Source organism: Arthrobacter sp. MMS18-M83, assembly GCF_026683955.1.
Classification (GTDB): domain Bacteria; phylum Actinomycetota; class Actinomycetes; order Actinomycetales; family Micrococcaceae; genus Arthrobacter.
On the sequence record NZ_CP113343.1, the window covers coordinates 1,502,813 to 1,528,177 of the forward strand.

A 25,365-nucleotide genomic window follows, 5' to 3' on the forward strand; every position below is an offset into this window, starting at 1 on the left:
GCGCCCCCCAAAAGGGCGAGATCTCACGACTCGATGGTGGTGGCTAGGCCCGCACAGCCTCGTCAACCGCGGCCAACAAGGAATTGAACCGCGGGTTCGCATCGAGGTCATCAATCAGCACCGCACGGCCGCGTTCGTCGGCCAGTGGCACTTGCCAGTTGGGGTAGACCTCGGAGGTCGTGCCCGGCTGATTCTGCACCCTCCGCTCCCCCACGGCATCCACCAACGCAACGCCCAACAGCACAGACGGTGCCTGTGCCAGCAGCCGATGCAACGCCTCGATGACCTGTTCCTCGCCAAGCATCGAAGCGCCGTCGGCTCCGCCGCCGTCGGCCGGCAGCAGGCCGCGTTCGCGCAGCAACCCCATCATCTTGTCCAAGGTGGCCTCGTGCTCGGCCCGTTCCTCGGCCACGCTTCGTTCAAGCAAGCCCAGTTGGCCCCGGAGTTCCACGTGGTCGCCGGCGAGATACCCGGCGGTCGGCGGCAGGTCGTGGGTGTTGACGCTCGCGAGGGCCTGCGTTCGGTACCGTTCGGGCGGCAGGGGCGAGTCGCCGTCGTTCTCGAACCACAGGATAGACGTGCCCAGGATGCCGCGGGCCGCAAGGTAGTCCCGCACCCACGGCTCGAAGACGCCCAAGTCCTCGCCGATGACCACCGCGCCCGCGCGGTGCGCTTCCAAGGCGAGGATGCCGATGAGGGCCTCGTGGTCGTAGCGGACATAGGCGCCGTCGCGAGCGGAGTTGCCAGCGGGCACCCACCACAAGCGGAACAGCCCAAGGATGTGGTCCACACGGATGCCGCCGGCATGGCGAAGGACGGTGGAGAGCATCGCGCGCAACGGCGCGTAGCCCGCCTCAGCCAAACGGACTGGGTGCCACGGCGGCTGGTTCCAGTTCTGGCCGAGCTGGTTGTACATGTCCGGTGGTGCGCCCACGCTGACACCGGGCGCGAAGCTGCTGCGCAACGTCCAGGCGTCGGCGCTGCTGAGGTCCGCCCCGACGGCGAGATCGTGCACCACTCCCAGCCGCATGCCGGAACCCTTCGCCGCAGCCTGGGCCGACTCAAGCTGCTCATCACAGATCCACTGAAGCCAACGGTGGAAACCAATCCGATCGGCCAAAGCCTGGCGCATCGACTCAACTTTGGGCGAGCCGAGCGTGGCCGTGGGGTCCCGCCAGAAGGGGTCGTCCGGGGATCGGTCCTCACGGATGGCGCACCAAAGGGCGAAATCGTCCAAGCCTGGGCCGGCCTCGCGGCAGAATTCCTTGAAGGCACGCTGCCGGGCCGGAGAAAGCTTGACCGTGTGAAGGAGTTCCAAGGCAGCGAGCTTGGCTGCGAAGATTTGGTCCCGGTCCAGCCGTTCCGCGTCCTTGTTGAGCGCGTGGACGTGATCCAACAGCCGGTCCAACGTTGCCCGTTTCCGGGGCTTCACATATGCCAGTTCGGGAATGGCTTCCACGCGGATGTACAGAGGGTTGAAGAATCGCCTGGTTGACGGAGAATACGGCGACGCTTGAACCGGCGGCACCGGATCTGCGGCATGCAGGGGATTCACCAGTACGTAGTCGGCCCCGCGTGCGCCGGCCAATGACGCCAAATCGGCCAGGTCCGCGAAGTCTCCGATGCCCCACGAGCGCTTGGAGCGCACGGAGTACAGTTGCGTGGCGAGTCCCCAGCCGCGCCGTTCCTCGAGCTGTGCCGCGGTCCGCAGCTTGGCCGGAACCACGGCCAGCGCGGCGGTGGCCGTCACGCCGTCGGACTCGGCCATGAGCGAATGCCAACCAAGCGGCAACCCGGCCGGCACCTCAAACGTGGCACGGCCGGTGGGCACTCCACCCACGTCACGCGGCGGCGCCCAGTCCTCCTGTTGGGCGGCCGCAAGTTCCGTTCCATCCTCCAGCGAGATCGTCAGGCGCGCCGGCGAACCGTCGCGGACGTGCACGTGCACGGCCGCCGTCGTTCCCTCTTGGACGACGACGGCGGGCGGCAGCATCCGCCGCCACGGCGCCAGCTCTGCCTCCACAAGGGCCGCCTCGATCTGGGCGTTGGAAGCCGCAGCTACCCCCAGGGCGCCCAGTACTTGAACCAGCGTGGTTGGCGAAACGTTGTGCTGCAGCCCATCCCAGCCGTGGAATGATGTCCCGACGCCATGAGCGTCGGCGAGCCGGTGAAGCAGCTCTTCGTCGGTGGCGGCGTCCAGATTCCCCGTTGTCGGCTGGGTCACGGTGTCCTGCTGGATGGGAGTGTTGGTCATGTCCGCCTCGTCTGCAATGTGATTCGTCCGAAGGTGCATACCGCCCCACGTGCAACACGAGTGAGGCAACTGGTTCCGATTATTGCAGGGCGGCCGGGGCCGTCACAGTTATTCCGACAGCATGACGCTCCTCCCCCAACGGCCGCTCATATGATGTGAGGGAGGGTTGCGCCAAACCGCCACATAGGTGAGAGAGCGTCAGGGAACCCCAACCCTCGCTCACATATGGGCCCCCAGACCCCAACCCTCGCTCACATACGCCTGAGCACCGCGTGGTACATCATTGAGCTATGGACGCCGTAGACGCGCTCAACGAAACCGCTTTCTGGCTGGAACGGGAACTCGCGGACAGCTTCAAGGTCCAGGCGTTTCGCCGAGCCGCGGACATCATCGCCGGCCTGAGCCAAGAGGAACTGGCTGCCCGGGTCAAGGATGGCCGCCTCAAGCGAACCAAGGGAATCGGCAGCCGGACCTTCGAGGTGATCAGCCAAGCCCTGGGTGGCAGTGTTCCGGACTACCTTGAGAACCTCCGCCGCAGCGGCGCCGAGCCGTTGGTCAACGGTGGACACGAGCTGCACGCCGAGCTTCGCGGCGACCTGCACAGCCATAGCAACTGGTCGGATGGCGGCTCGCCGATCAAGGTTATGGCCGACGCGGCTCGTATACTCGGCCGGGAATATATCGCTTTGACCGATCATTCCCCCAACCTCACCATCGCCAACGGTCTCAGCCCTGAGCGCTTGATGGAGCAGCTAACGATTGTGGACGGGATCAACGACGGGTACGGCCAGGGTTCCGGCTTTCGGTTATTGGCCGGCATCGAAGTGGACATCCTGGAAGACGGCGACTTGGACCAGTCCGTGGAACTGCTGAGTCAACTGGGCGTTGTGGTTGCCAGCGTCCACTCGAAGCTCCGATCCGACAAACGGTCCATGACACGTCGGATGCTCGCAGCCATCGAAAACCCGTACACAAACGTCCTCGGTCATTGCACCGGCAGATTGGTCCAAGGATCGCGCGGAACGAGGCCCCCTTCGGAGTTCGACGCCGAAAAGGTGTTCGCGTCGTGTGCGGAGCACTCAGTCGCTGTCGAAATCAATTCGAGGCCGGAACGCCAGGACCCGCCGGATGAATTGATTCGAATTGCCCTCGATGCTGGCTGCCTTTTCAGCATAGACAGCGACGCGCATACCCCCGGCCAGCTCGATTTCCTGCAATACGGAGCGGAGCGGGCAGAAGCCAACGGTGTACCCGCCGATCGGATCATCACGACGTGGCCGTTGGATCGGCTTCTTGAGTGGTTCCAGCTCGGCTGACGGCGCCGGCACCATTAGCCGCGTCGCGCCGCGCGCATCCGTACAGCCGCAACCACCCACACGACGGCGAACAGCCCGATCAGCAGCAGTCCGGCGTCGCCGAGGTCTATTTCGCCCAGCCACGTGGTGACCGGATCAGTCAGGCCGAAGGCCGTGTTGAGGAAACCGCCCAGCGTGATGATCGAGATGAAAAGGGCCGAGAAGGCCGAGATGCCGGTGACGATGGCATTGAATCCAAGCTTGCGCTGCGGATCATGGATGGCGGATTTGTACATGCGCATCATGGCCACGCCGTTGATGGAATCGCACAGCGTCATCGCCGCGGTGAAGGCCAGCGGCAATGCCAGGAGGGCAAGCACGGACACGCCGGCGAGCGACGCCGCCGTCGTGAGCACCAGCAGTCCAATGGTGGTCGCGGTGTCGAAGCCGAGCCCGAACAAGAACCCGATCACGTAGATATTCCGCGGACGCTGGACCTTGGACAACGGCTTGGACAGGAGCCGAGCAACGAATCCTTTCGTTTCCAGGTCTTCGAGCGCGATCTCGCCGCCAGCCTGGGCCGCGCGGTACAGCTGTGCGGTGCGGAGGAAAGCCGAGCCGTTGAAGATGCCCATGGCCAGGAGGAAGAGCCCCGAAACTCCGCTGCCGATCAACCCAAGCACTATGTGTCCGGTGCTGCCGTCCTCCATGAGTTGGCCCGCCAAGCTGGCGCCGCCAATCACCATCACGCCGGCCAGGATCACCACCGAGCTGTGGCCCAGGCTAAAGGCAAATCCGACGCTCACGGGGTCTTTGCGCTGTGCCACGAACTTCCGAGTGGAATTGTCGATCGCGGCGATGTGGTCCCAGTCGTAGCTGTGCTTGATGCCAGCCACATAGGCGGTCAGTACGAGCCCCAGCGCGAGCGGTTGCCCGCCCCCGGCGCCACCCACCAGCAGGAGCACGACGGCGGCAAGGTGCAGGAGGACGACGGAGCCGAACATGAACGCGAGCCGTGACTTCATCGGGAGATGCTCGCGCCGGCGGTACATCGAGGCGAACTCGGCAAGTGAAGTCATCAGTACTTCCTTAGGTTCAGCGGCGCCCTGCCGTACCAGCGTTCGCGCAAAAGACCAGTACAGGCACCAAGCAATCGGTTCAGTTCCCCTGTGCTGTTCGATAGGGACCTTAGGACCAAGCCGGTGATGCCCGCAAGGGTCCGGGTCAGCGACAAGCCCGAGTAAGCGTCATAGCCGACTGTCAGCCGGTGGAGTTCATCGGCGAGCGCTTGGTCAACCCGGGGATCCACCAGAATGAGCGAACCCAGGTGGCTGTAGCCCTCCATGAAGCCCATTCCACTCACATCCCCGAGAGGCGGCCGGATCAGGAGGTTGTCCAGCGCAAGCAGCCCCGTGCCGTCGTCGCTCTCCACCCGGATTTCGTTACGGAGCCGGAGTTCCCGGTACTTGAAGGAAGCGCCGTCCGGCGACCAGCCGGGAGTGATGACTTCCGCCATCATGAGGCTCGACGTCGGATGCACAGTGATGTGCGTGTTCTGCCGATAGCTGGCCTCCCGGTAGGCGATGAGCTGGTCCGGAGCCAACTCCAGTTCCGCCCCCTCCCCCAGACGGATAGTCATCCGCTGCTCCGCAAAGGACCCAGGAGTGCGATAAATCTTCGTGGCCGATTGAGTCGTCAAAAGCAAGGACGCCCCCGCCTCCACCTCCACGTCCACAACATAGAGATCCGCCCCCAAATACGCCCCACCAGGATTGACCATGACATAACAAACCTGCCCGGACCCATCCAAGTAGTGCGGCCTCAATACCCGCAAGGCACCCTGATGAAACTGCTGCACGGCCACGGAGCGCGGACCACGCAAGGCGACCCGCAGGCTGAGCTCTCCCCGCGGCTGGACAACAGCAGCAGCGGAGTCCGCCGGAGAGAGCTCAGCCGCCGTCGCCGTCGTGCTCATTGCGCCAGGTCGAGCATCAGGACGTCGTGCCGCATCCATGCGATGACCTTGTCGAGCCCTTCGTCGGTCTTGAGGTTGGTGAAGCAGAAGGGTTTGTCGCCGCGGAATTCCTTGGAGTCCCGCTCCATGACGGACAAGTCGGCCCCAACAAACGGGGCGAGGTCGGTCTTGTTGATGATGAAGAGGTCCGATTTGATCATGCCTTGGCCGGCTTTGCGGGGGATTTTCTCTCCCTGGGCAACGTCGATGATGTAGATCGAGAAGTCCACGAGCTCGGGGCTGAACGTGGCGGAGAGGTTGTCGCCGCCGGATTCCACGAAGATGACCTGCAGGTCGGGGTGGCGTTTCTTGAGTTCCTCGATTGCTGCCGTGTTCATGGACGTGTCTTCGCGGATGGCGGTGTGCGGGCAGCCGCCGGTTTCGACGCCGATGATGCGGTCCTCGGGCAGGATGCCGTTGGCAGCGAGGATCTTGGCGTCTTCGATCGTGTAGATGTCATTGGTGATGGCGGCCATGGAGATTTCCCGGCTCATGTGGCGGGTCAGGCGCTCTACGAGCTGCGTTTTGCCGGCTCCAACCGGGCCGCCGATGCCGATCTTGATGGGTTCAGACATGTGTCCTCCTATGGTTCTAGCTCATGAACATGCGCGCACGTTGCCATTCGTGCCGCATCTGCGAAATTTCCAGCCCGGGGCTCACGGCCCCGAAGTCGTCCAGCGTCAGGTGCGCGGCCCGCTCGGCGGCGGCAGCGACGTCGTCGTGCGCCTTTCGCAGCACCCGCTGCCCGGCGTTCTGGCCGAGCGGGATGGCGCGAACGGCGTTCTGCGTCAGGGTAGTGACCGCCGCGAAGAGGTACGCGGCGAGCGCTTCCTCGAACGGCACGCCGAGCGAGCGCGCGACGACGGCGAACGCCAGCGGCTGATGGCCGGCAGCCCGGCCGGTAGTCACCAGGGCCCGGTACGCCTCGAGCTCCGCCGAGGGAAAGACTTCGCTCCCGATCTCGATCAGCCGCCCGCCCATCTTGGTACTGGCCTCCCGCAACTGCCGCGGCAGTAGCTGAGCGCTCAAATGAGCGTCCAGCTCCCCAACGTCCGCCCCCTCATAAAGGAACCGGATGGCCAACCCGTCTGAATAGGTCAACTGCTGCCCCACAAACGCAGACAGCCAGGTGCTGAATGAGGCTTCATCAGATACGAGCCCACGGTCGATGTACGTCTCAAACCCCAGCGAGTGCGCAAACGCCCCTGTAGGCAACGCGGAGTCAGTCAGCTGCTGAAGCGCGAGCTGATGAGAGGCGCTCCCAGCCTCGGCAGCAACCGAAGCCGAACTAGTGCGTGTGTTCAGCATGGCGGAAAGGCACCGGCATTACGCGTTCCTGGCGGCGGTACGGCACGCCGACGTGTTTGAGGTAGTCCTCGACCGTGTGGTCGTACTGACACACCATGACTTCGGCCCCGTACTCGGAGTCGGCGTCGAAGAATTGGGCCTGCAGGTGCCGGTTGCCCAAAGAGTGCGCCACCACGCCCATTTCGTAGATGCTCCGCGCGGCGATGACCAGGACATCGGTCGGCAGCACGGAGACCACGATGAGGTTCGCATCATCGACGGCGAGGATGTCGCCGTCGCGCAGGTCCCCGGATCCGGCGGGGAGGCGGATCCCAAGCTCCTTGCCGTGGTCCGTGGTGACGCGTTGGATGCGTTTGACCAGTTGGGCGCTGGGCAGCACAACCTTCTCCTTGTGGAGACCGGCGTACTGTTCGGGATTGGGCAGTTCGTGCAGATTGCCCAGGATCTTTTCGATAATCATCTGTTTCTCCGGCGATCTAGAAAAGGAAGTAGCGCTGGGCCATGGGCAGCACGTCGGACGGCTCGCAGGTGACGTCTTCGCCGTCGACCGTCACTTTGTAGGTCTCGGGGTCGACGGCGATATCCGGCGTCTCGCCGTTGAACTTCAAGTCCGCTTTGCTCAGGTTCCGGATGCCGGACACCGGCCGGATGACCCGTTCCAGGCCGAGTTCTCCCGGGACCCCGGCCTCGATGGCCGCCTTCGACAAGAAGGTGATGGAGGACTGCTGCAGCGCCTTTCCGTGGGTGGCGAACATCGGGCGCATGGTGCGCGGCTGCGGGGTTGGGATGGAGCCGTTGGAATCGCCCATGAGTGCGTAGGCGATCTGCCCGCCTTTGAGTACCAGGTCCGGCTTCACGCCGAAGAAGGCCGGATTCCAGAGGACGACATCGGCGAACTTGCCCACTTCCACGGAGCCGATGGAGTCCGCCATGCCCTGCGCGATGGCCGGGTTGATGGTGTATTTGGAGATGTAGCGCTTGATTCTGAAGTTGTCGCTTTCCTGGCCCAGGCCGTTTTCAGCGCCGTGGCTTGCGCCGGACGGGTCTTTGAGGACGCCTCGCTGCCGCTTCATGGCATCGGCCACCTGCCAGGTGCGGATCACGACTTCGCCCACACGTCCCATGGCCTGGGAATCCGAGGACGTCATGGAGAAGATGCCCAGGTCCTGGAGCACGTCTTCGGCCGCGATGGTCTCGGCCCGGATGCGGGAATCGGCGAATGCCACGTCTTCCGGAATGTCCGGGTTGAGGTGGTGGCACACCATGAGCATGTCGAGGTGCTCTTCGATGGTGTTTCGCGTGTACGGGAGCGTGGGGTTGGTGGATGCCGGGAGCACGTTGGGCAGTCCGGCGATCTTGATGATGTCCGGGGCGTGCCCACCGCCTGCTCCTTCGGTGTGGAAGGTGTGGATCACGCGGCCGTCGATCGCCTTGATGGTGTCTTCCACGAATCCGCACTCGTTGAGCGTGTCCGTGTGGATGGCTACCTGCACGTCATATTCATCGGCTACGCGAAGCGACATGTCGATGGACGACGTCGTGGCGCCCCAGTCCTCATGGACTTTGAGGCCCACGGCGCCTGCGCGGATCTGTTCGGCCAGCGGCTCGATGGCAGAGGCGTGCCCCTTGCCCAGGAGGCCGATATTGATCGGGAGCCCCTCCGCCGCTTGCAGCATCCGCGAAATGTGCCATTTGCCGGGCGTGACGGTGGTGGCCTTGGTACCTTCGGCCGGTCCCGTGCCACCGCCCACCATGGTGGTGACGCCGCTGCACAGGGCAGTGGGGACCTGGTCCGGGGAAATGTAGTGGATATGGGTGTCAACGCCGCCTGCGGTGAGGATCTTGCCCTCCCCCGCGATCATCTCGGTACTGGCGCCGATCACGATGTCCACGCCGTCGGCGATCTGCGGGTTCCCGGCTTTGCCGATCTTGAAGATGTGCCCGTCCTTGAGCGCCACATCGGCCTTGTAGATTCCGGTGTAGTCGAGGACCACCACGTTCGAAATGACAGTGTCCGGGACGTCAAGGACCTGGTCCGAAGCTGCGTTGGATCCGGGCAAGCGGCCCTCGCGGGTCACTTGGCCGTTCTGCCCCATGCCGTCGCGCACCACTTTGCCGCCGCCGAACATGACCTCTTCGCCGTAGACCGTGTAGTCCTTCTCGATCTCAAGGAAAAGTTCGGTGTCCGCCAAGCGGATGGAGTCGCCCGTCGTTGGGCCATAAAGGTCTGCGTACTGCTTGCGCGAAATTTCAAAGCTCACTGGGCTGTCCCTTCTTTGCTGGCTCCGGGCCCTTCCGTGGCAGCGGCAGCGCCGCCGTCGTTCTCTCCGGTGCCGGAATCAAGCGATCCGTTGACGGCGTTCCGCAGGCCGTAGACCTCGCGGCTGCCAGCAAGGGCCACCAGTTTGACCGTCTTGGAGTCGCCGGGTTCGAAGCGTGCGGCCGTGCCAGCGGGGATGTCCAGCCGGCGGCCGTGGGCGGCCTTGCGGTCAAAATCGAGGGCCGGGTTCGCTTCGGCAAAGTGGTAGTGCGATCCCACCTGGACGGGGCGGTCACCACGATTGACCACCTCGACGGCGATTGCCTCGCGTCCGCTGTTGCACTCAATGGGCTCTGCTTGGAGCCGGTACTCACCGGGAATCATGGCGGCCTCCTAGCGGATGGGGTCGTGGACGGTGACGAGCTTGGTGCCGTCAGGGAAAGTGGCCTCAATTTGGACATCGTGGATCATCTCGGGCACGCCCTCCATGACATCCTCACGGCGAAGCAGCGTTGTCCCGTAGCTCATGAGTTCGGCGACGGTTTTTCCGTCCCGGGCACCCTCAATCAGTTCGTAGCTGATGATCGCGACGGCTTCGGGAAAGTTGAGTTTAAGCCCGCGGGATTGCCGACGCCGGGCGAGATCGGCCGCGACCACGATCATGAGCTTTTCCTGCTCACGGGGCAAAAGATGCATCGGTTCTCCTTAAAAGTTGTGTGCAGCAGAGGCGGACATCAGTTCACTCAAGACTCAGAAAAGCCGAGGACATCGGGGCAGCTACTACGGTTATAACGCCAAACGTCAGACGTATCCAGTTCGCGCATTCACCTCCCCTCCCGAACGAATTGTGACCAGCCTAAGCCGACCAGGTTTCAGCCAGATTTCCGCTACTGCTTCCTCAAACTTTCCTGGTCTTATGCTTCCTGACCTGCCACACGACAAGGATCGCCACCGCAACAACTGCCACCACGGCCGCGGCACCCCGGCCCACCGTGCGGGCCACTTCCTCGTATGAGTTTCCAGCCACAAAACCGAGAGTCACGAACAGGGACCCCCAAACGATGCCGCCGCTGAAGTTCCAGAATGCGAAGCGCCGGTACGGCATGCGGCTGAGTCCGGCCAGAGCCGGCATGACGGCACGGAAGAAGGCGGTAAACCGGCCCAGGAACACGGCGAGGCCGCCCTTGTCTTTGAGGAAGTCCTCGGCCCTTTGCAGTTGGGCACGTCTCTTGTCCAGGATCTTCAGGGCCATCACCCGGGGACCAAAGTGTTTGCCTATTTCGTAGCCCACGGTGTCGCCCGTGATCGCGGCAGTCACCACAATGGCGATCATGAGCCACAAGGGGAAGATTCCACGGCTTGCAATCACCCCGCCCACCACAGCCGCCGTTTCACCGGGGATCACAAAGCCCACAAAAATTGCGTCCTCGGCAAAGACGAGGGCGAAAACTATGCACCCGATCAGGAGCGGGCTGGTATTCAAGAGTCCATCCAAAAGGGCCTGCATGAAGAACAGTCTGGCAGTTGAAGGCGCACTTGGGCAGGAAGCGTCAGATCCCATTACCGTTGCTCGTTCGGTGCGGGCCCGTTGAGAATGGTGAGTGTGAACGACAGCTTCGCTGATGCGACCTCCCGCTTGTGGCACGCAATCGGCGCCGAAGATACGGAATTGGCGGCCGCTCAACTAACGACGACCGGGCCCCGGGCGGTCCTCCCGGCCGCTTTCGACGTGACAGGACTTGCGACGGGAGCGGTTGCCGCCGCGACGGTGGCCGCAGCGCAGTTCTTCGCAGCTCGCCGCCAGTCAAAGCAGCCAGCGGTGACCGTAGACAGCCTGGAGTCGTGCGCCGCGTTCGCGTCCGAGAGGCTGTTCACCCCGGTCGGCTGGACCCGGCCACCGCTCTGGGACCCCATCGCCGGCAACTATCGCGCGGCCGACGCCTGGATCAGGCTGCACACCAACTACGCCAGCCACCGCGCCGCCGTCGAGCGGGTGCTGGGCGCCAATGACCGCGAAACAGTTCAGGCCGCAGTGGCCGCGTTGTCCGCCGAGGAATTGGAGACGGCCATCGTGGACGCGGGCGGATGCGCCGCGGTCATGCACAACCGCGTCCAGTGGCTCGCCTCGGCTCCAGGGGCGGCGACCGCCGACGCGCCGCCGCTGACCGCCGTCGAGCGCCGCTCATCCGGTGCCCGCACGCCGGACGCCGTCGGGCAACTGCCCTTCGACGGCGTGCGCGTGCTCGATCTGACGCGGGTGATCGCAGGACCGGTCTGCACCAAATTCCTCGCGGGCTACGGTGCGGAGGTGCTGCGGATCGACCCGCCGGGCTTTGACGAGGTGCCGTCGCTACTGCCTGAGACCACGCTCGGCAAACGTACCGCCGCTTTGGATCTCACTGCCTCGACCGACCGCGCGACGTTCGAGGAACTGCTCGCGGGTGCCGATGTGCTCGTGTCGGGACTGCGGGCCGACGTCCTGAAACGCTTGGGCTACGACGACGAGGCCCTGACCGCCGTGAACCCCGGCCTGATCGTCGCCAGCCTGGACGCCTATGGCTGGGGTGGCCCGTGGCGCAATCGCCGCGGGTTCGACAGCCTGGTCCAGATGAGCTGCGGAATCGCCGACGACGGAGCCACCGCCACGGGCCAAGCGGAGCCGATCCCGCTTCCCGTTCAAGCTCTCGACCACGCTACCGGCTGGCTATTGGCCGCGGCCGTCGCCCGCGCTCTGACCCGACGACTCACGCACTCGACGTCCGCCCGCATCCATGGCTCACTCATCGGCACGGCCAACCTGCTGTACTCGCTGACTCCGCCGAACGGCCACCTACCCGTGTCCACACCAGAAGACTTCACCTTCATGGCAACCACCACCGCCTGGGGGCCGGCGCGCCGTGTGCCTCTTCCAGGGCGAATCGACGGCGTCCCCGTGCATTGGTCGCAGCCAGCCGGACCGCTCGGCCGTCACCCGGCCATGTGGGTCATGCCGTAGCAGGCCGTTAATGGGCCACCAAGCCATTTTCGCTTGGCACAAGTAACCCCCGGAACCGCACGGTTCCGGGGGTTTTGGGTGGGCCCTGTGGGGATCGAACCCACGACCCACGGATTAAAAGTCCGATGCTCTACCAACTGAGCTAAAGGCCCCTGCCGACTGTAGAAACAGCCATAAATACTGTACCTCAAGCTCAGGGGGCGTTTTGACACGGCCGACCCCCGCGCCGTCATGACCTCTTTTGAACCGGCCGCCGACGACGACGCGCGGCGACTACGGCGTGTCGGGGAGCCTGCGGATTCAAACAGGGTCAGGACGGAACGCACCCCCAACACCCACCGCAACAGCCACCGTTCAAGAGTGCACGAGCGAAGGCACAGGAGTAGCGTTGGGGCATGAGCGAACAATCGGGACCTCCTGTGTACGGTGGGGCAAATAGGCATCACAAGCCGAAACCCTTCGCGCCGATTGACTTCGAGCCGTTCGCCGGCGGAGCGGACCCCGCGCGCGTGTCCGAAGCCGCACACCTTGCGGCACAGGCACTCGTGCGGCGCGGCCGCGATAGCGACGATCCCAAGATCACCAGGCGCCTCGTGAAGCTCGCCGATGAGCAGGGCCTCGAAGCCATCGCCGAGATGTGGGCCGAGAGCCCGGCACGGTCCTTGCCCGGCGCCTTGTGGCGGCTCTATGCACTGCGCGCCGCCACCATGCAGGACTCCGAGCGCATCTCCGTGTACTTCAAGGCCGGACGGGACACCGCCCAGGTTTCACACGTTGTGGCGGGAGCCGCGGAGCCTCCGGGGGCCGACGAAATGAAGCAGATGGCGGACGCCATCCTTTCAGGAGCGTTCGACGGCGATTTCGACGTCGCGCTGGAACGCTCTGCCGCGTTTTGCCGCGTCGTCGCGCTCGGCCAAGCCACTTTGGCCGACAGCGCAGAACACTCCAATGAGGGTCACGCTAGCAAGTTGACCCGGAACTCGCACCAACTCGTCAAGACCGCTGAGGACCTTGAGCACGCGGCCAACGCATGGCGCCTCGGTGAGTTGGATTAGCGTGAAACATGAGGGTGAAGGGCCGCCGAAATCACTCCGAGCGCCAGCTGTCAAGGTTGACTTAGCTCGGCCGACGTAGAAAACTGAAACTGGTGTCGAACCGCGAAACCCCCGGGCTTCAACTTATAGCCGCTTCGAGCGGCCTACCGCCGAGAGGCGTATCCGGTTCGGCACCATTTTTATGCCTTTCGGCGAAGACGCCGCTCAGTCCCCGTCCACCTCGCCCCCCGGAAGCCAAATGAAGCTGCGTCTCTTCCCTCAAGAACCCGCCGGTTTGCAGTTGCTTTCGCAGATGGCTCGTCAGATTCTTGAGGCCACGGGGACGCTTTCCGAGATTTTCGGAGCCCCTGTCGCAGAGCACGAACGGCTTGTGGAAGAGATGCACGAACACGAGGCGAAATCTACAGATCTGCATTTCGCCTTGCTGACCCACATGCGCACGAGCTTCGTGAACCCGCTCCCGCGCGAGGACATGTACGCCCTTTCCCGCTTCCTCAACGAGGCAATGGAGAAGCTGGACGCCGCTGGTGAGCTCGTAGCCCTCTATAAGCTGGACCGGCTGCCTAAGCGCGCAGCGGATCAGTTGGAGATCATCAGCCGCCAGGCAGAACTCACGGTTGATGCCATGCGCCAGCTGGACGACCTGGACGAGCTTGAGGATTACTGGATCGAGGTCCTTCGGCTGGCCAAGCGTGCCGAGCGCAGCCACCGGACCTGGGTGGCAGAGATGCTCCGAGACATGAAGTCCGCACAGTTTTCGAGGAACCGGGACGTAGCCAACCAGCTGGTGGACGTCACCAAGGACATGCGCCGCGTCGCCACCCAGGTAGGCAGCATCATCGTCAAGGAAGCATGAGGTGATGGTCGCGTTCTTCGCCCTCGTGGTGACGCTGGCGGCTGGGTTCGCTTTCCTCAACGGCTTCCGCGACGTCTCCACCGCCGTCGCGCTCTCTGTGCGCACCCGCGCCCTCACTCCGTCTGTTGCCGTGCTTTTAGCGGCGGTTTTCAATTTTGCCGGCGTCCTGCTCAGCGGCGGTTTCGCGCTGATTTTCAGCCAATCGTGGGTGGTTCTTCCCCCGGGTATGAATGGGCTGACTGTACTCGCTGCGGGGTTGTGCAGCGCCATCCTTTGGGGAACCTACGCTTGGTGGCGCGGTGTGCCCCTCTCGTCAACCCACGCCCTGGTGGGAGGCCTGGCCGGTGCCGGAACTGCGAGCGGAGTCATGGGCGGCGGCTACATCAACGGCGTGGACAATATCATGCTGATCCAGGTGGTTCTGCCTCTGCTGCTGTCCCCCGTGATTGCCTTCATTGGCGCCTACCTCCTCGTCTGGCCCGTCACCTGGGCCGCGCGCTACACTCAGCCCGATGTTGTGCACGGCCGTTTCCGCCATGCCCAGTCTGTCTCGGCCGCTGCGGTGGCATTCGGCCATGGACTGCAGGACGGGCAGCGAACTGTGGCCGTGATACTGCTGGGCTCTGTGGCGGCAGGAGTGTCCGGCCACGATGACCTCCCGTTCTGGGTCATCCTCCTGACGGCTGTCATGCTCACGGCAGGGACGCTTTGTGGCGGGTGGCGCATCTCTTACACCTTGGGTTACAAGCTGACCAGGGTGGACCCGTTGCGGGGATTCGTGGCCCAGAGCCTGACCTCGCTCATGCTGTTTGTCGGTGCCATCGGGCTCCATTTACCGCTTTCCACCACCCACACTGTGACGTCAGCAGTGCTCGGAGCAGGAACCAACCAGAACTTTTCCGTCACTAACCGTCGGATGGTGCTGCGGATCCTGGGGTTCTGGGTCGCGACGCCGATCGTCACCGCCGCGGTGGCCTTCGTCCTTGGATTAGCCCTCTCGCCGCTGTCGCGCTGACGGGCGAGCCGCGCCAGGCACGCAAAAGCCCGACGGCGGCAGTCACCTTCCAAGGTGACTGCCGCCGTCGGGCTTTTCAGCGTCCAGCGGTTATCCGAAGCGGCCGGAGACGTAGTCTTCCGTGGCCTTCTGGGACGGGTTGTTGAAGATGGTGGTGGTGTCCGCGAACTCAATGAGTTTGCCCGGCTTGCCGGTGCCGGCAATGTTGAAGAACGCCGTCTTGTCGGAAACGCGCGCTGCCTGCTGCATGTTGTGGGTCACGATCACCACGGTGTACTCGTCCTTGAGCTCATTGATGAGGTCTTCGACGGCCAAGGTGGAGATGGGGTCCAGCGCGGAGCAGGGCTCGTCCATGAGGATGACCTGCGGTTCCACAGCGATGGCGCGGGCAATGCAGAGCCGCTGCTGCTGGCCGCCTGAGAGTCCGGAACCCGGCTTCTCCAGGCGGTCCTTGACCTCGTTCCACAGGTTGGCGCCACGGAGGGACTTCTCCACGAGCGCGTCGGCCGCACCCTTGGTGATCTTCTTGTTGTTCAGCTTGACGCCGGCCAGCACGTTGTCGCGGATGGACATCGTGGGGAACGGGTTGGGGCGCTGGAAAACCATGCCAACCTGGCTGCGGACAGTCACCGGGTCCACACCGGCACCGTAGAGGTTGTCGCCGTCGAGCAAGACTTCACCCTCGACGCGCGCGCCGGGCAGCACCTCGTGCATGCGGTTCAGGGTGCGCAGGAAGGTGGACTTGCCACAACCGGACGGCCCGATGAACGCCGTGACCGATTTGGCTTCGATGTTGATGTTGACGCCTTCAACGGCCAGGAAGCTGCCGTAGTAGACGTTCAGATCCTTGACGTCGATCCGCTTAGACATGGTGTTCCTTCGGTGCTGTGGTTGGAAGTTTGCAGGTGGCCTGATGGCTCAACGGCCGGCCTTGGGGGCGAAGATCCGGGCGATCAGCCTCGCGCCGAGGTTCAGGAGCATCACTAGGATGATCAGGACCAGCGCGGCACCCCATGCCCGCTGGCTCGACGCGTCCGGGTTGGACGGCGAGGTCGGGTTCAGGATCTGCGTGTAGATGAATGTAGGCAGCGAGGCCATCCAGCCGCCGAACACGTTGTTGTTGATGGTGGTCGCGAAACCTGCGGTGACCAAGATCGGTGCCGTCTCGCCAATCACGCGGGCAATCGCCAAGGTGACGCCGGAAGCGATGCCGGAAATCGCCGTCGGGATGACCACTTTGAGGATGGTGCGCCACTTGCGGACACCCAGCGCGTAAGCCGCCTCACGGAGCTCGTTCGGGACGATCTTGAGCATTTCCTCGCTGGAGCGGACCACAACCGGGATCATCAAGACTGAAAGCGCGACGGCGGCGACAGCACCGGTCTTGGTGCCCGGGCCGACCACGGCGAAGAAGAAGGCCGCGGCAAAGAGGCCTGCCACGATCGAGGGGATGCCGGTCATGACGTCGACGAAGAACGTGATGGCACGGGCGAGGGCACGATCGTTGCCGTACTCCACGAGGTAGATTGCGGTCAGCAGACCCACCGGCACCGAGATGACAGTGGCCAGCAGGGTGATCTGCACGGTGCCCAGCAGCGCGTGATAGATGCCGCCGAGGACCTTGGTCCCTTCATCGACACTCTTGTTGTCGAGGGCGCCTGTGACGCCGTTCATGGAGGTCGTCAGGAAGCCGGGCGTAATGATGCCCGGGATGCCATTCACGAGGACGGTCCAGATCACCGAGATCAGGGGCAGTAGGGCCACAAGGAATGAGCCGACAATGAGGCAAGTCGCGAGTTTGTCGCTCGCCTTGCGGCCGCCTTCTACGGCCGCGCTCCATCCGACCAGCCCGATCGTGAAGAGGATGGCGGAGACCAGGCCCCAGCCGAAGGCGTTGAAGCCGATCAGTGCAAGGATCGCTGCGCCGAGTACCAAGGCAACGGCCAGGACGACGTATGGTGCGAAGGCGGGCAGCTGGCCCTTGGTCAGGGCAGAGCGTTTGCGCACCACGGGGGCTGTGACAGTCATTAGTTGGCTCCCGAGAATTCTTTGTGCCTGGTGATGATCCAGCGTGCAATCATGTTGACACCGAGGGTGATGACGAACAATACCAAACCGGCTGCGATCAACGTACTGACCTTGAGTCCGCTGGCTTCAGGGAAGTTCAAGGCAATTTCCGCGGCGATGGTCTGGTTGCCGGACTGGATCAGGCTTGCGGTCAGAACGCCGGAGGAAAGGACCAGCGCTACGGCCATGGTCTCGCCAAGTGCACGGCCGAGGCCCAGCATGACGGCGCTTACGATGCCCGGACGGCCGAACGGCAGAACAGCCATCTTGATCATTTCCCAACGCGTCGCGCCGAGGGCCAGGGCGGCTTCCTCATGGAGCTTCGGGGTCTGCAGGAAGATCTCACGCGAAAGGGAAGTGATGATCGGCAGGACCATGACGGAGAGGACGATGCTCGCGGTCAGGATGGTCTTGCCGGTAGCCGAAGCCGGGCCTTGGAAAATCGGCAACCAGCCCATGGTGCTGGCCAGCCAGTTGTAGGCGGGCGAGATCTGGGGGGCAAGGAATGCCGCACCCCATGCGCCGTAGACCACGGAAGGAATGGCAGCGAGGAGGTCCACCACATAGCCAAGGCCTGAGGCAAGCCTGCGGGGCGCGTAGTGCGAGATGAACAAGGCGACGCCGATGGCAACCGGGGTGGCGATGACAAGGGCGATGACCGCGGCAATCAGGGTTCCCACCACGATCGGCCCAATGTAGGCGAAGAAGCCGTGGCCACCCTGGATGTCCGCAGGCGGAGCCACAAGCGCCGGAATGGCCTGGATTACAAGAAAAAGTGCGACGCCGAAGAGGACCAGGAGGATCAGGCATCCCGCGGCCAGGGTGGCTCCGGAGAAGACCTTGTCCCCGGCGCGTCCGGCACCTTGGGAAGTGGTCAAGGAGTTGGTGGTCACTTCACGATCCTTCAGATTCACTCAAAAATGGCCAAATTCCCCGCCCCGCCCGGTGATGTTTCACCGGTGCGGGACAGGGAACCTCGGTATTCAGGGTAGTGGCGCCGCGGTCCGCAGCACCACTACTCCATTGTGGTCCTTAGGCCTTGGCCTTGATGGAGTCAACAGCGGTCTTTGCCTTGTCCTGCAGCGCCTTGGAGAGCGGAGCGGACTTGGCAGAGCCGGCTGCGGCCTGCTGGCCGGCGTCGGAGACTACGTAGCTCTCGAAAGCCTTGACCAGGTCAGCGGTTTCCTTCTTGTCGTAGCTGGTGCAGACGACGTGGTAGGAAACCAGGACAACCGGGTAGACGCCGGCAGCGGTGGTGGTGCGGTCAAGCTTGATGGAGAGGTCGTTGGCAGCGCGGCCGGCGACGGGCTTGCCGAGTTCAACAGCCTTGGCGGCAGCGTCGGCGGAGATCTTGACGAAGTCCGAACCAACCTTGATCTGCGCGGTGCCGAGCTTGCCGGAGACTGCGGAGTCGTCGGCGTAGGTTACGGCACCCGGGGTGTCCGTGACGGTCTTGACGACGCCGGAGGTACCCTTGGCGTTCTCGCCCTTCAGGGATGCGGGCCACAGGCCAGCAGCCTTGTCGGTCCAGACGTCCGGAGCCGCGGCAGCCAGGTAGTCGGTGAAGTTCTGGGTGGTTCCGGAATCGTCAGAGCGGTTGACCGGGGTGACCTTGAGGTCCGGAAGGGTGACGCCGGCGTTCGTGGCGGCAATGGCGGGATCGTTCCAGTTGGTGATCTGGCCGCGGAAGATCTTGGCAACCGTGGTTGCGTCGAGCTTCAAGTCCTTGACGTTGGGGATGTTGAAAGCAACGGCGATCGGGGAGATGTACACCGGGACGTTGATGGCACCATCGGTGCCGCACTTGGTCTTGGAGGTGGCGAGCTCGGCGTCAGTCAAGTACGCGTCGGAACCTGCGAACTGAGCGGAGCCGTCGAGGATGGCCTTGCGGCCAGCGCCCGAGCCGTCCGGGGAGTACTGGACCGTGGCACCCGGGTTGGCCGAAGCGAAGTTGGTCTTCCAGGCGTCCATTGCGGCGCCCTGCGCCGAGGAGCCGATACCGGTCAGCGTGCCGGTCACCTTGACGCCCGCTGCAGACTGGGTTGCTGCCGGCGCGTTGGTTGCGTTGTCCGAACCGCAAGCGGTTAGCGCAAGGGCGCCGACTGCGAGGACCGCGATTGCCGCGTTGCGGCCGAAGCGAGTTACCTTCACTGGATGTACCCCTTCCAGGGATTATCTGATGCGTGCCGAGGGAGAAAGTCGGCCTACTAAAGATTTGCGTACGATTTTGTACCTTGATCGACGGTATGAGCCGCAGGTAACGGGACCGGCCGTCAAAAGTGAACGGCAGGTTAACGGCTGTTGACTATTGGCTTACATATGCAGCGTTGCCCTTGCGCTTAGTACGATATGAGGGATTAAGTGACACCCCTCACTTTTCCGCGGCGCCCGGCCTGCGACTTCCCGATGCCGTCGCCTGAATAGACTTGAGGCATGGCCGCCCCCCAAGGACTTTCAGCAAGCAAGAAATTCCTGCGGGCGCGCCTCCGCACCGGGTTTGTCCGCAGCCGGAACTCGCTGGTTCCAGCAATCCAGATGACCGTGTGTGCCGTGGGTGCCTACGCGTTCGCTGAATACATCCTGGGGCACAAGGGACCGCTTTTCGCCGCCACCTCGTCCCTGATCGCCCTCGGCTTCTCGCGGGATCCGCGGCTTCGCCGGGTCATGGAAGTCGGGCTTGGCTGCACCCTCGGGATAGTGATCGGCGATCTGCTGCTGCATTGGCTGGGCCCCGGGATCCCACAGGCCGCCGTCGTACTTCTTTTCTCCATCCTCTTGGCCCGATTCCTGGACAGCGGCACCATCTTCACCACGCAGTTGGGCCTGCAGTCACTTCTGGTGGTCCTGCTGCCGGCGCCGGAAGGCGGGCCGTTCACACGCAGCATCGACGCCGTGGTGGGCGGGGTCTTCGCGCTCCTGGTCACCATGCTGGTCCCCAAGGACCCGCGCCGGGAACCCCGTCAGGACGTCCGCAAGCTCCTGCACGAACTCTCCGAAGTTCTCCGCGAGTGTGCCGACGCATTGATTAACAGCGACTCGACCCAGGCCTGGCACGCGCTTATCCGTGGCAGGAATTGCCAGCCCCTGGTCGACCGGATGCGGCAATCCCTCAAGGCGTCCGGAGAGGTGGCGACCCTCGCGCCTGCGTACCGGAGGCACCGCGACGAGCTGACCATGCTGGAGGAGTCGTTGGATTCCATCGATCTCGCCCTCCGCAACAGCCGGGTTTTCGCCCGGCGGCTGACCAGCGCCATCAATCATGCCGCCCTGACGGACGAGGCGACGGACAGCATCTCCGAAGTCCTCCAGGAGACCTCTGCCGCCGTCGAGGAATTATCTCTCGGTCTCGCGGAAGTGCACGACGGCGCCCGCCGCGCCCACATGCGCGGTGCCCGGCAGGACCTGGCCGACATTGCCACCCGCCTCCATCCGAAAATGCTCCACGTCCAGAAACTCGAGGGCGAAACGGTGGTGATGCTCTTCCGCCCGCTCATGGTGGACCTGCTCGAAGCCGCGGGCATGGACCCCCTCGAGGCAAGGGACGTGCTGCCTCCGCTGCAGTGACGGGACTTGACTGTCCTACCCCTCCACTAGCCTTGTACGCATGGCTTCCAAGACCTCACGCACTTCCAAGACACCCGCGTACAAATGTGCCGAATGTGGGTGGACAACGGTCAAGTGGGTGGGCCGCTGCGGTGAGTGCCAGGCGTGGGGAACCGTGGAGGAAACGGGCGCCACGGTTGCGCGTACGACGGCGGCAACAACAGTTTTGGAGCCGGCGCGCCGCATTGCCGAGGTAGACGGCACCACGGCCGCCTTCCTGCCCACCGGCGTCGACGAATTGGACCGCGTCCTGGGCGGAGGCTTGGTCCCCGGCGCGGTGATCCTACTTGCGGGCGAACCGGGCGTCGGGAAATCCACGCTTCTCCTGGACGTGGCGGCGAAGTTCGCCCGCACAGGCCAGGACGTCCTGTACGTTACGGGCGAGGAATCGGCGGCGCAGGTCAAACTCCGCGCGGAGCGGATCGACGCTGTCGCGCACAGCCTCTATCTCTCCGCCGAAACGGACCTGGGGCAGGCACTCGGTCAAGTGGAGAAGCTCGAGCCGAGGCTGTTGATCGTGGACTCGGTCCAGACCCTGAGCAGCGCCGATGTCGAAGGCAGCGCGGGCGGCGTTTCACAGGTTCGCGAAGTGGCCGCGTCCATCATCGCCGCCGCCAAGCGCCGCAACATGACCACCCTCCTGGTGGGCCATGTGACGAAGGACGGCTCCATTGCAGGTCCGCGCCTTTTGGAGCACCTGGTGGACGTTGTGTGCCAGTTCGAAGGCGAGCGCCATTCCCGGCTCCGCTTGTTGCGCGCGGTGAAGAACCGCTATGGGGCCACGGACGACGTCGGCTGCTTCGACCTGAACGAAGGCGGCATCGAGGGCCTCGCGGATCCCAGTGGCCTCTTTGTCTCCCGGACACGCGAGCCGGTCTCCGGCACCTGCATCACCGTAACCATGGAAGGGCGCCGGCCACTGCTGGCCGAGGTGCAATCCCTTCTGGCCGAAAGTGCCAGCTCACAGCCACGCCGGGCCACCAGCGGCCTGGACAGCTCGCGCGTGTCCATGCTTCTGGCCGTGCTTCAACAGCGGGCCGGCTGCATCCTGCACAAGGACGACTCCTACGTAGCCACCGTTGGAGGAGTGAAATTGAGCGAACCAGCCACAGACCTCGCAGTGGCGCTTGCTGTGGCTTCGGCGAAGGCCCGCAAGCCGCTGCCGCAGCGGCTGATTGCCTTCGGCGAGGTTGGCCTGGCCGGCGAGGTCCGTCCTGTTCCCGGGATCAACCAGCGCATCCATGAGGCGCAGCGGCTTGGTTTCACGCACGCCGTGGTGCCCGCGAGTCCCAATGGACCGGGACCGGTTCCGGAGGGGTTCTCGGTCCGCGAGGTGGGGCATCTGGCGGAAGCCCTGGAGCTGCTGATTACGTAGCGGCGGGCTTGGCTTCGGAGTGTCGGGCGCGTCGGGTCGCCACGACCACGGGAGGATTGTCCCTATGACCAAAAGAAATGTGCTCATTGGGGGACGCCTCTTCTTTGCTCTCCTGACGCTTGTGGCCGTGGGAACGCAACTCACGGTCCACATCGGCTTGGGCTTCGACGCGTGGAACTTCTTCAGCTACTTCACCAATCTGTCCAACATCTTCGCTTCGGTGGTGCTCTTGGTCAGCGGCTATCGCGTGCTTGTTGGCAAGCGTCCCAGTGAGCTCGACGACGCCACGAGAGGCACCGCGACGATCGCCATGGCCGTGGTGGGGCTTGTGTTCGGTGCGCTCCTGGCGGGACAAGACCTCGGTTCCCTGCTCCCCTGGGTCAACTTCGTGGTCCACTACCTGATGCCGGTTGTCATGGTGGCCGACTGGTTGTTCCAGCCTCCGCGCTCCGCCCTGACTTTCAAGCACCTTTGGTATTGGCTGCTCTACCCGGTTGCGTACCTCACCTACAGCCTGATCCGCGGCTCGTTCGTGAACTGGTACGCCTACTGGTTCATCGACCCCGCACGCGCAGGCGGCTGGGGTGGAGTGGTGGTCTTCGCAATGGCGATCGCCATAGGATTCCTCGCGGTGAGCTTGGCCATGATGAGGTTGGGAAACAAGCTCGAGCGCCAGGTGAACTACTAAGGGCTCTCCACTAATAGGCCCGCTACAAAGCCCGCCCGCTACCTACCCCGCTTCTACCGGACATGCCCCCTGCACGAACCAGGCATTGGACATAACACCACCATGTCCAGTCCTCGGCTGGAACGAGGGGCATGTCCAGAGGCTTACTTCGTTTCCGGAGGGCTATTTCGCGGGGTTGTGCGTGCCGATCGGCACCAGTGTGAGCTTCGGATGGTTCTTCTCGATCCGGCGCAGCGCCCAGACGTCATTGAACAAGGCCAGGTATTCGCCGTCGGACCGCAACAGCACCTCGGCGCCGGGGACGTTCGCGAGCGCCGGCATGGCGTCCGCCGTCGAGATCCTCGCCATCGAGTACGGGAGGCGCTCCAAACGCATCGGAGCATTAAAGTCGTGGGCCATGCGGTCTTCCACCACTTCGAACTGCATGGGACCGACGGCGGCGAGGACAGGGGCCTGATCGCCGCGGACGTCCGAGCGGAGCACCTGGATGACGCCTTCATGCTCAAGCTGCTCGATGCCGCGGCGGAACTGCTTGAAGCGGCTGGGATCCTGCGACCTGGCCACCTGGAAATGCTCGGGAGCAAAAAGCGGGATGGCGGGGAATTCCACTTGCTGGTCCAGGAACAGGCTGTCGCCCACGCGCAGTGAGGATGCGTTGACCAAGCCAACGACGTCGCCGGGATAGGCCTCGTCGATGACTTCCCGTTCACGCCCGAACACCTGCTGGGCGTACTTGGTGGCGAAGGACTTCCCTGTGCGGGTCTGCGTAACCACCATCCCGCGCTCAAACACGCCGGAGCAGACGCGGATGAAGGCGACGTGGTCGCGGTGGGCTTTGTTCATGCCAGCCTGGACTTTGAAAACAAAGCCAGCAAAGGGCGCGTCAACGGAACGGGGCTCCCCGTCGACGTCCGGGCGTGGCGCGGCGGGAGGCGCGAAGTCCACCAGGGCGTCCAGGATTTCCTTGACGCCGAAGTTCAAGGCAGCCGAACTGAAGAGAATGGGCGTTGCCGTTCCGGCGTGGAAGCTCTCCACGTCGAACTCAAGGTTGGACTCAATCACGAGTCCGGCCTCATCGACGGCGTCGCTCCAGTTGTTGCCCTGGGTTTCCGCTGCCTCTTCCGGGGTGAAGTACTCGGTGATGGCGATGTTCGCGCCGGCGTTGTTGCGTGCGAACCGGGCGAATCGGTCGTTGCGCAAGTCCCACACTCCGCGGAAGTCGCCGGAAATGCCCACAGCCCAAGTCAACGGCATGGGCTGAAGCCCGGTGCGCTCCGTGATCTCATCCATCAACGCGAGGGCGTCCAAGCCCGGGCGGTCCCATTTGTTGATGACGGTGATGATGGGCAGATTCCGCTGCTTGCAGACTTCAAAGAGCTTCATGGTCTGCGTTTCCAGCCCCTTTGCGGCATCCACCAGCATCACTGCGCAGTCGACAGCGGCCAATACGCGGTAGGTGTCCTCAGAGAAGTCAGCGTGGCCCGGGGTATCCAGCAGGTTGATCACGGTGTCCCGGTAGGAGAACTGCAAGGCCGCGGAGCTGATGGAAATGCCGCGGTCCTTCTCCATCTGCATCCAGTCGGACACGGTTTCCTTGCGGTTGGCCTTGCCGCTCGACGCGCCCGCGGTACCGATGACTTTGGCATGCAGGGCAAGAGCTTCCGTAAGCGTGGACTTACCCGCGTCAGGATGCGAAATGACCGCAAAAGTCCGACGCCGGGAGGCCTCATGGTGAATCGCCTGGACTCGGGCGGGGCTCAGGACTTCTTGGGACACGGTGCTACTTTCGCTGCGATCTGGGCGTCGCCCGCGCTGAGGAATGACGGGCCAAACGTGGAATGGAGGCTGGATACGGGCCCTGCGCCGGCCGGGGGCCAACTCAGGGAGCGGCACGATGATGCGCCAGCCAAGATACCAAGTTTATCCCAGCCCGCGGATCTAGCCGAAGGCGGCTCCGGAAGGCGGCGTTTAACAGGATCGAAACGAGGTGCACAAACCCCCGAAATCACCAGCCGATAGCTTGAATTGACGGCGGTCCGGCTCATGAGAGCTGCGAAGACCTACCCGCCAGGAAAACACTCGATCAGGCCGGCGATGGCACGAAAGGACAAGGCACCAATGAAACCGGGGAATGACTTGTTCTACGATCCCTTCGGACCCCCCTCCGGTCCGGGCCCAGCCGCGAGCTCAGGCGCGAGCACCACTACGGGCACCGCTACGAGAACCGCTCCGGCCAGGAGCCGGCAGGGACACCGCCCGGACAATCCCCCGAGCGGAACCCAGCTTCCTGCTAGGCAGGTACGCCCGGATGCCGGAAGGGGTCCGGCGCGGGAAGCGGCGCTACTGAGTGTGCGACGCGACCTTGAGCGCCTCGCACGGCTCCGGACGGCTCCCTGAGGTCCCGGGAACCGAGCACAAAGTGGCAGTCTGGCCGCCGCCGTCGGACGCGTTTCGAAGCACCCGCCACATGACCTTCTTTGGGGCACTTTAAGGCTTGCCTGTGCGGTTCTTGCCGGTCTATACCTCTATCATTGAGCTTGCGGGAAACCTTGTACTTTGATCCTGCTGGCTCACTGCTGA

The 25,365-nt window shown here is 63.9% G+C and carries 23 protein-coding genes and 1 tRNA gene; 8 read left to right on the forward strand and 16 right to left on the reverse strand.

Going from position 1 to position 25,365, the window contains the following annotated elements; translation table 11 throughout:
* Positions 1-43 precede the first annotated feature (43 nt).
* A complete protein-coding gene (gene malQ / locus OW521_RS07085) occupies positions 44-2,254 on the reverse strand; it encodes a 4-alpha-glucanotransferase (protein ID WP_268024088.1) in 2,211 nt (736 codons plus the stop codon).
* 290 nt (positions 2,255-2,544) lie between these two features.
* On the opposite strand from malQ, the gene OW521_RS07090 reads away from it, so the two are divergent.
* A complete protein-coding gene (locus tag OW521_RS07090) occupies positions 2,545-3,570 on the forward strand; it encodes a PHP domain-containing protein (RefSeq protein ID WP_268024089.1) in 1,026 nt (341 codons plus the stop codon).
* Positions 3,571-3,584: 14 nt separating this feature from the next.
* Here the strand turns inward: OW521_RS07090 and OW521_RS07095 are convergent, their stop codons facing one another.
* The 9 genes from OW521_RS07095 to OW521_RS07135 all read right to left on the reverse strand — a co-directional run bounded on the left by OW521_RS07095 (position 3,585) and on the right by OW521_RS07135 (position 10,614).
* Positions 3,585-4,628 carry a HoxN/HupN/NixA family nickel/cobalt transporter gene (locus tag OW521_RS07095; RefSeq protein ID WP_268024091.1) on the reverse strand — a complete coding sequence of 348 codons (1,044 nt, stop codon included), beginning with the start codon at positions 4,626-4,628 and terminating at the stop codon, positions 3,585-3,587.
* Entirely contained in the window at positions 4,628-5,524 is an 897-nt protein-coding gene (locus OW521_RS07100) for an urease accessory protein UreD (RefSeq protein WP_268024093.1), read from the reverse strand. The genes OW521_RS07095 and OW521_RS07100 overlap by 1 nt, the downstream gene beginning before the upstream one ends.
* Positions 5,521-6,138, reverse strand: coding sequence for an urease accessory protein UreG (gene ureG, locus OW521_RS07105; RefSeq protein WP_078106937.1), 618 nt, complete (start codon positions 6,136-6,138; stop codon positions 5,521-5,523). Before ureG ends, OW521_RS07100 begins: the two co-directional genes overlap by 4 nt.
* Before the next feature lie 16 nt (positions 6,139-6,154).
* A complete protein-coding gene (locus OW521_RS07110; RefSeq protein WP_268024097.1) occupies positions 6,155-6,871 on the reverse strand; it encodes an urease accessory protein UreF in 717 nt (238 codons plus the stop codon).
* Complete coding sequence (gene ureE, locus OW521_RS07115) at positions 6,852-7,331, reverse strand: urease accessory protein UreE (RefSeq protein ID WP_268024099.1); 480 nt, start codon at positions 7,329-7,331, stop codon at positions 6,852-6,854. Before ureE ends, OW521_RS07110 begins: the two co-directional genes overlap by 20 nt.
* 16 nt (positions 7,332-7,347) lie before the next feature.
* Complete coding sequence (gene ureC, locus OW521_RS07120; RefSeq protein ID WP_268024101.1) at positions 7,348-9,132, reverse strand: urease subunit alpha; 1,785 nt, start codon at positions 9,130-9,132, stop codon at positions 7,348-7,350.
* Positions 9,129-9,515 (reverse strand): urease subunit beta, encoded by a 387-nt coding sequence (locus tag OW521_RS07125; protein ID WP_268024103.1) that lies wholly within the window; start codon positions 9,513-9,515, stop codon positions 9,129-9,131. The genes ureC and OW521_RS07125 overlap by 4 nt, the downstream gene beginning before the upstream one ends.
* A 9-nt stretch (positions 9,516-9,524) precedes the next feature.
* Entirely contained in the window at positions 9,525-9,827 is a 303-nt protein-coding gene (locus OW521_RS07130; protein WP_078106942.1) for an urease subunit gamma, read from the reverse strand.
* 202 nt (positions 9,828-10,029) lie between these two features.
* Positions 10,030-10,614 (reverse strand): DedA family protein, encoded by a 585-nt coding sequence (locus tag OW521_RS07135; RefSeq protein WP_268024105.1) that lies wholly within the window; start codon positions 10,612-10,614, stop codon positions 10,030-10,032.
* Between the two features lie 120 nt (positions 10,615-10,734).
* On the opposite strand from OW521_RS07135, the gene OW521_RS07140 reads away from it, so the two are divergent.
* Positions 10,735-12,126 carry a CoA transferase gene (locus OW521_RS07140; protein WP_268024107.1) on the forward strand — a complete coding sequence of 464 codons (1,392 nt, stop codon included), beginning with the start codon at positions 10,735-10,737 and terminating at the stop codon, positions 12,124-12,126.
* 79 nt (positions 12,127-12,205) lie between these two features.
* Here OW521_RS07140 and OW521_RS07145 read toward each other — a convergent pair.
* Positions 12,206-12,278: transfer RNA gene (locus OW521_RS07145), tRNA-Lys, on the reverse strand.
* 243 nt (positions 12,279-12,521) lie between these two features.
* On the opposite strand from OW521_RS07145, the gene OW521_RS07150 reads away from it, so the two are divergent.
* The 3 genes from OW521_RS07150 to OW521_RS07160 all read left to right on the forward strand — a co-directional run bounded on the left by OW521_RS07150 (position 12,522) and on the right by OW521_RS07160 (position 15,052).
* A complete protein-coding gene (locus tag OW521_RS07150) occupies positions 12,522-13,181 on the forward strand; it encodes a hypothetical protein (protein WP_268024109.1) in 660 nt (219 codons plus the stop codon).
* 238 nt (positions 13,182-13,419) lie between these two features.
* On the forward strand, positions 13,420-14,037 hold the full coding sequence (locus tag OW521_RS07155) for a DUF47 domain-containing protein (protein ID WP_265980650.1): 618 nt from the start codon (positions 13,420-13,422) through the stop codon (positions 14,035-14,037).
* 4 nt (positions 14,038-14,041) lie between these two features.
* The gene (locus OW521_RS07160; RefSeq protein WP_442781265.1) at positions 14,042-15,052 is read left to right on the forward strand and encodes an anion permease; all 1,011 of its coding nucleotides are present in this window, start codon (positions 14,042-14,044) and stop codon (positions 15,050-15,052) included.
* Between the two features lie 90 nt (positions 15,053-15,142).
* Here OW521_RS07160 and pstB read toward each other — a convergent pair whose 3' ends face one another.
* The 4 genes from pstB to pstS form a co-directional block, all read right to left on the reverse strand.
* Positions 15,143-15,922 (reverse strand): phosphate ABC transporter ATP-binding protein PstB, encoded by a 780-nt coding sequence (gene pstB, locus OW521_RS07165; RefSeq protein WP_268024111.1) that lies wholly within the window; start codon positions 15,920-15,922, stop codon positions 15,143-15,145.
* Positions 15,923-15,970: 48 nt separating this feature from the next.
* Positions 15,971-17,080, reverse strand: coding sequence for a phosphate ABC transporter permease PstA (pstA, locus tag OW521_RS07170; protein WP_268024112.1), 1,110 nt, complete (start codon positions 17,078-17,080; stop codon positions 15,971-15,973).
* Positions 17,080-18,012, reverse strand: coding sequence for a phosphate ABC transporter permease subunit PstC (pstC, locus tag OW521_RS07175; protein WP_268024114.1), 933 nt, complete (start codon positions 18,010-18,012; stop codon positions 17,080-17,082). Before pstC ends, pstA begins: the two co-directional genes overlap by 1 nt.
* A 139-nt stretch (positions 18,013-18,151) precedes the next feature.
* Positions 18,152-19,270, reverse strand: coding sequence for a phosphate ABC transporter substrate-binding protein PstS (gene pstS / locus OW521_RS07180; RefSeq protein WP_268024116.1), 1,119 nt, complete (start codon positions 19,268-19,270; stop codon positions 18,152-18,154).
* Positions 19,271-19,552: 282 nt separating this feature from the next.
* Between pstS and OW521_RS07185 the strand changes: the two genes are divergently transcribed.
* The 3 genes from OW521_RS07185 to OW521_RS07195 all read left to right on the forward strand — a co-directional run bounded on the left by OW521_RS07185 (position 19,553) and on the right by OW521_RS07195 (position 22,785).
* Positions 19,553-20,683 (forward strand): FUSC family protein, encoded by a 1,131-nt coding sequence (locus tag OW521_RS07185; RefSeq protein WP_265980656.1) that lies wholly within the window; start codon positions 19,553-19,555, stop codon positions 20,681-20,683.
* A 40-nt stretch (positions 20,684-20,723) separates the two neighbouring features.
* Entirely contained in the window at positions 20,724-22,097 is a 1,374-nt protein-coding gene (gene radA / locus OW521_RS07190; RefSeq protein ID WP_265980657.1) for a DNA repair protein RadA, read from the forward strand.
* 64 nt (positions 22,098-22,161) lie between these two features.
* The gene (locus tag OW521_RS07195; RefSeq protein ID WP_268024118.1) at positions 22,162-22,785 is read left to right on the forward strand and encodes a Pr6Pr family membrane protein; all 624 of its coding nucleotides are present in this window, start codon (positions 22,162-22,164) and stop codon (positions 22,783-22,785) included.
* Positions 22,786-22,947: 162 nt separating this feature from the next.
* On the opposite strand, the gene OW521_RS07200 is transcribed toward OW521_RS07195, so the two are convergent.
* Positions 22,948-24,561, reverse strand: a complete 1,614-nt coding sequence (locus OW521_RS07200) for a peptide chain release factor 3 (RefSeq protein WP_268024120.1) — start codon at positions 24,559-24,561, stop codon at positions 22,948-22,950.
* Positions 24,562-25,365: the final 804 nt, after the last annotated feature.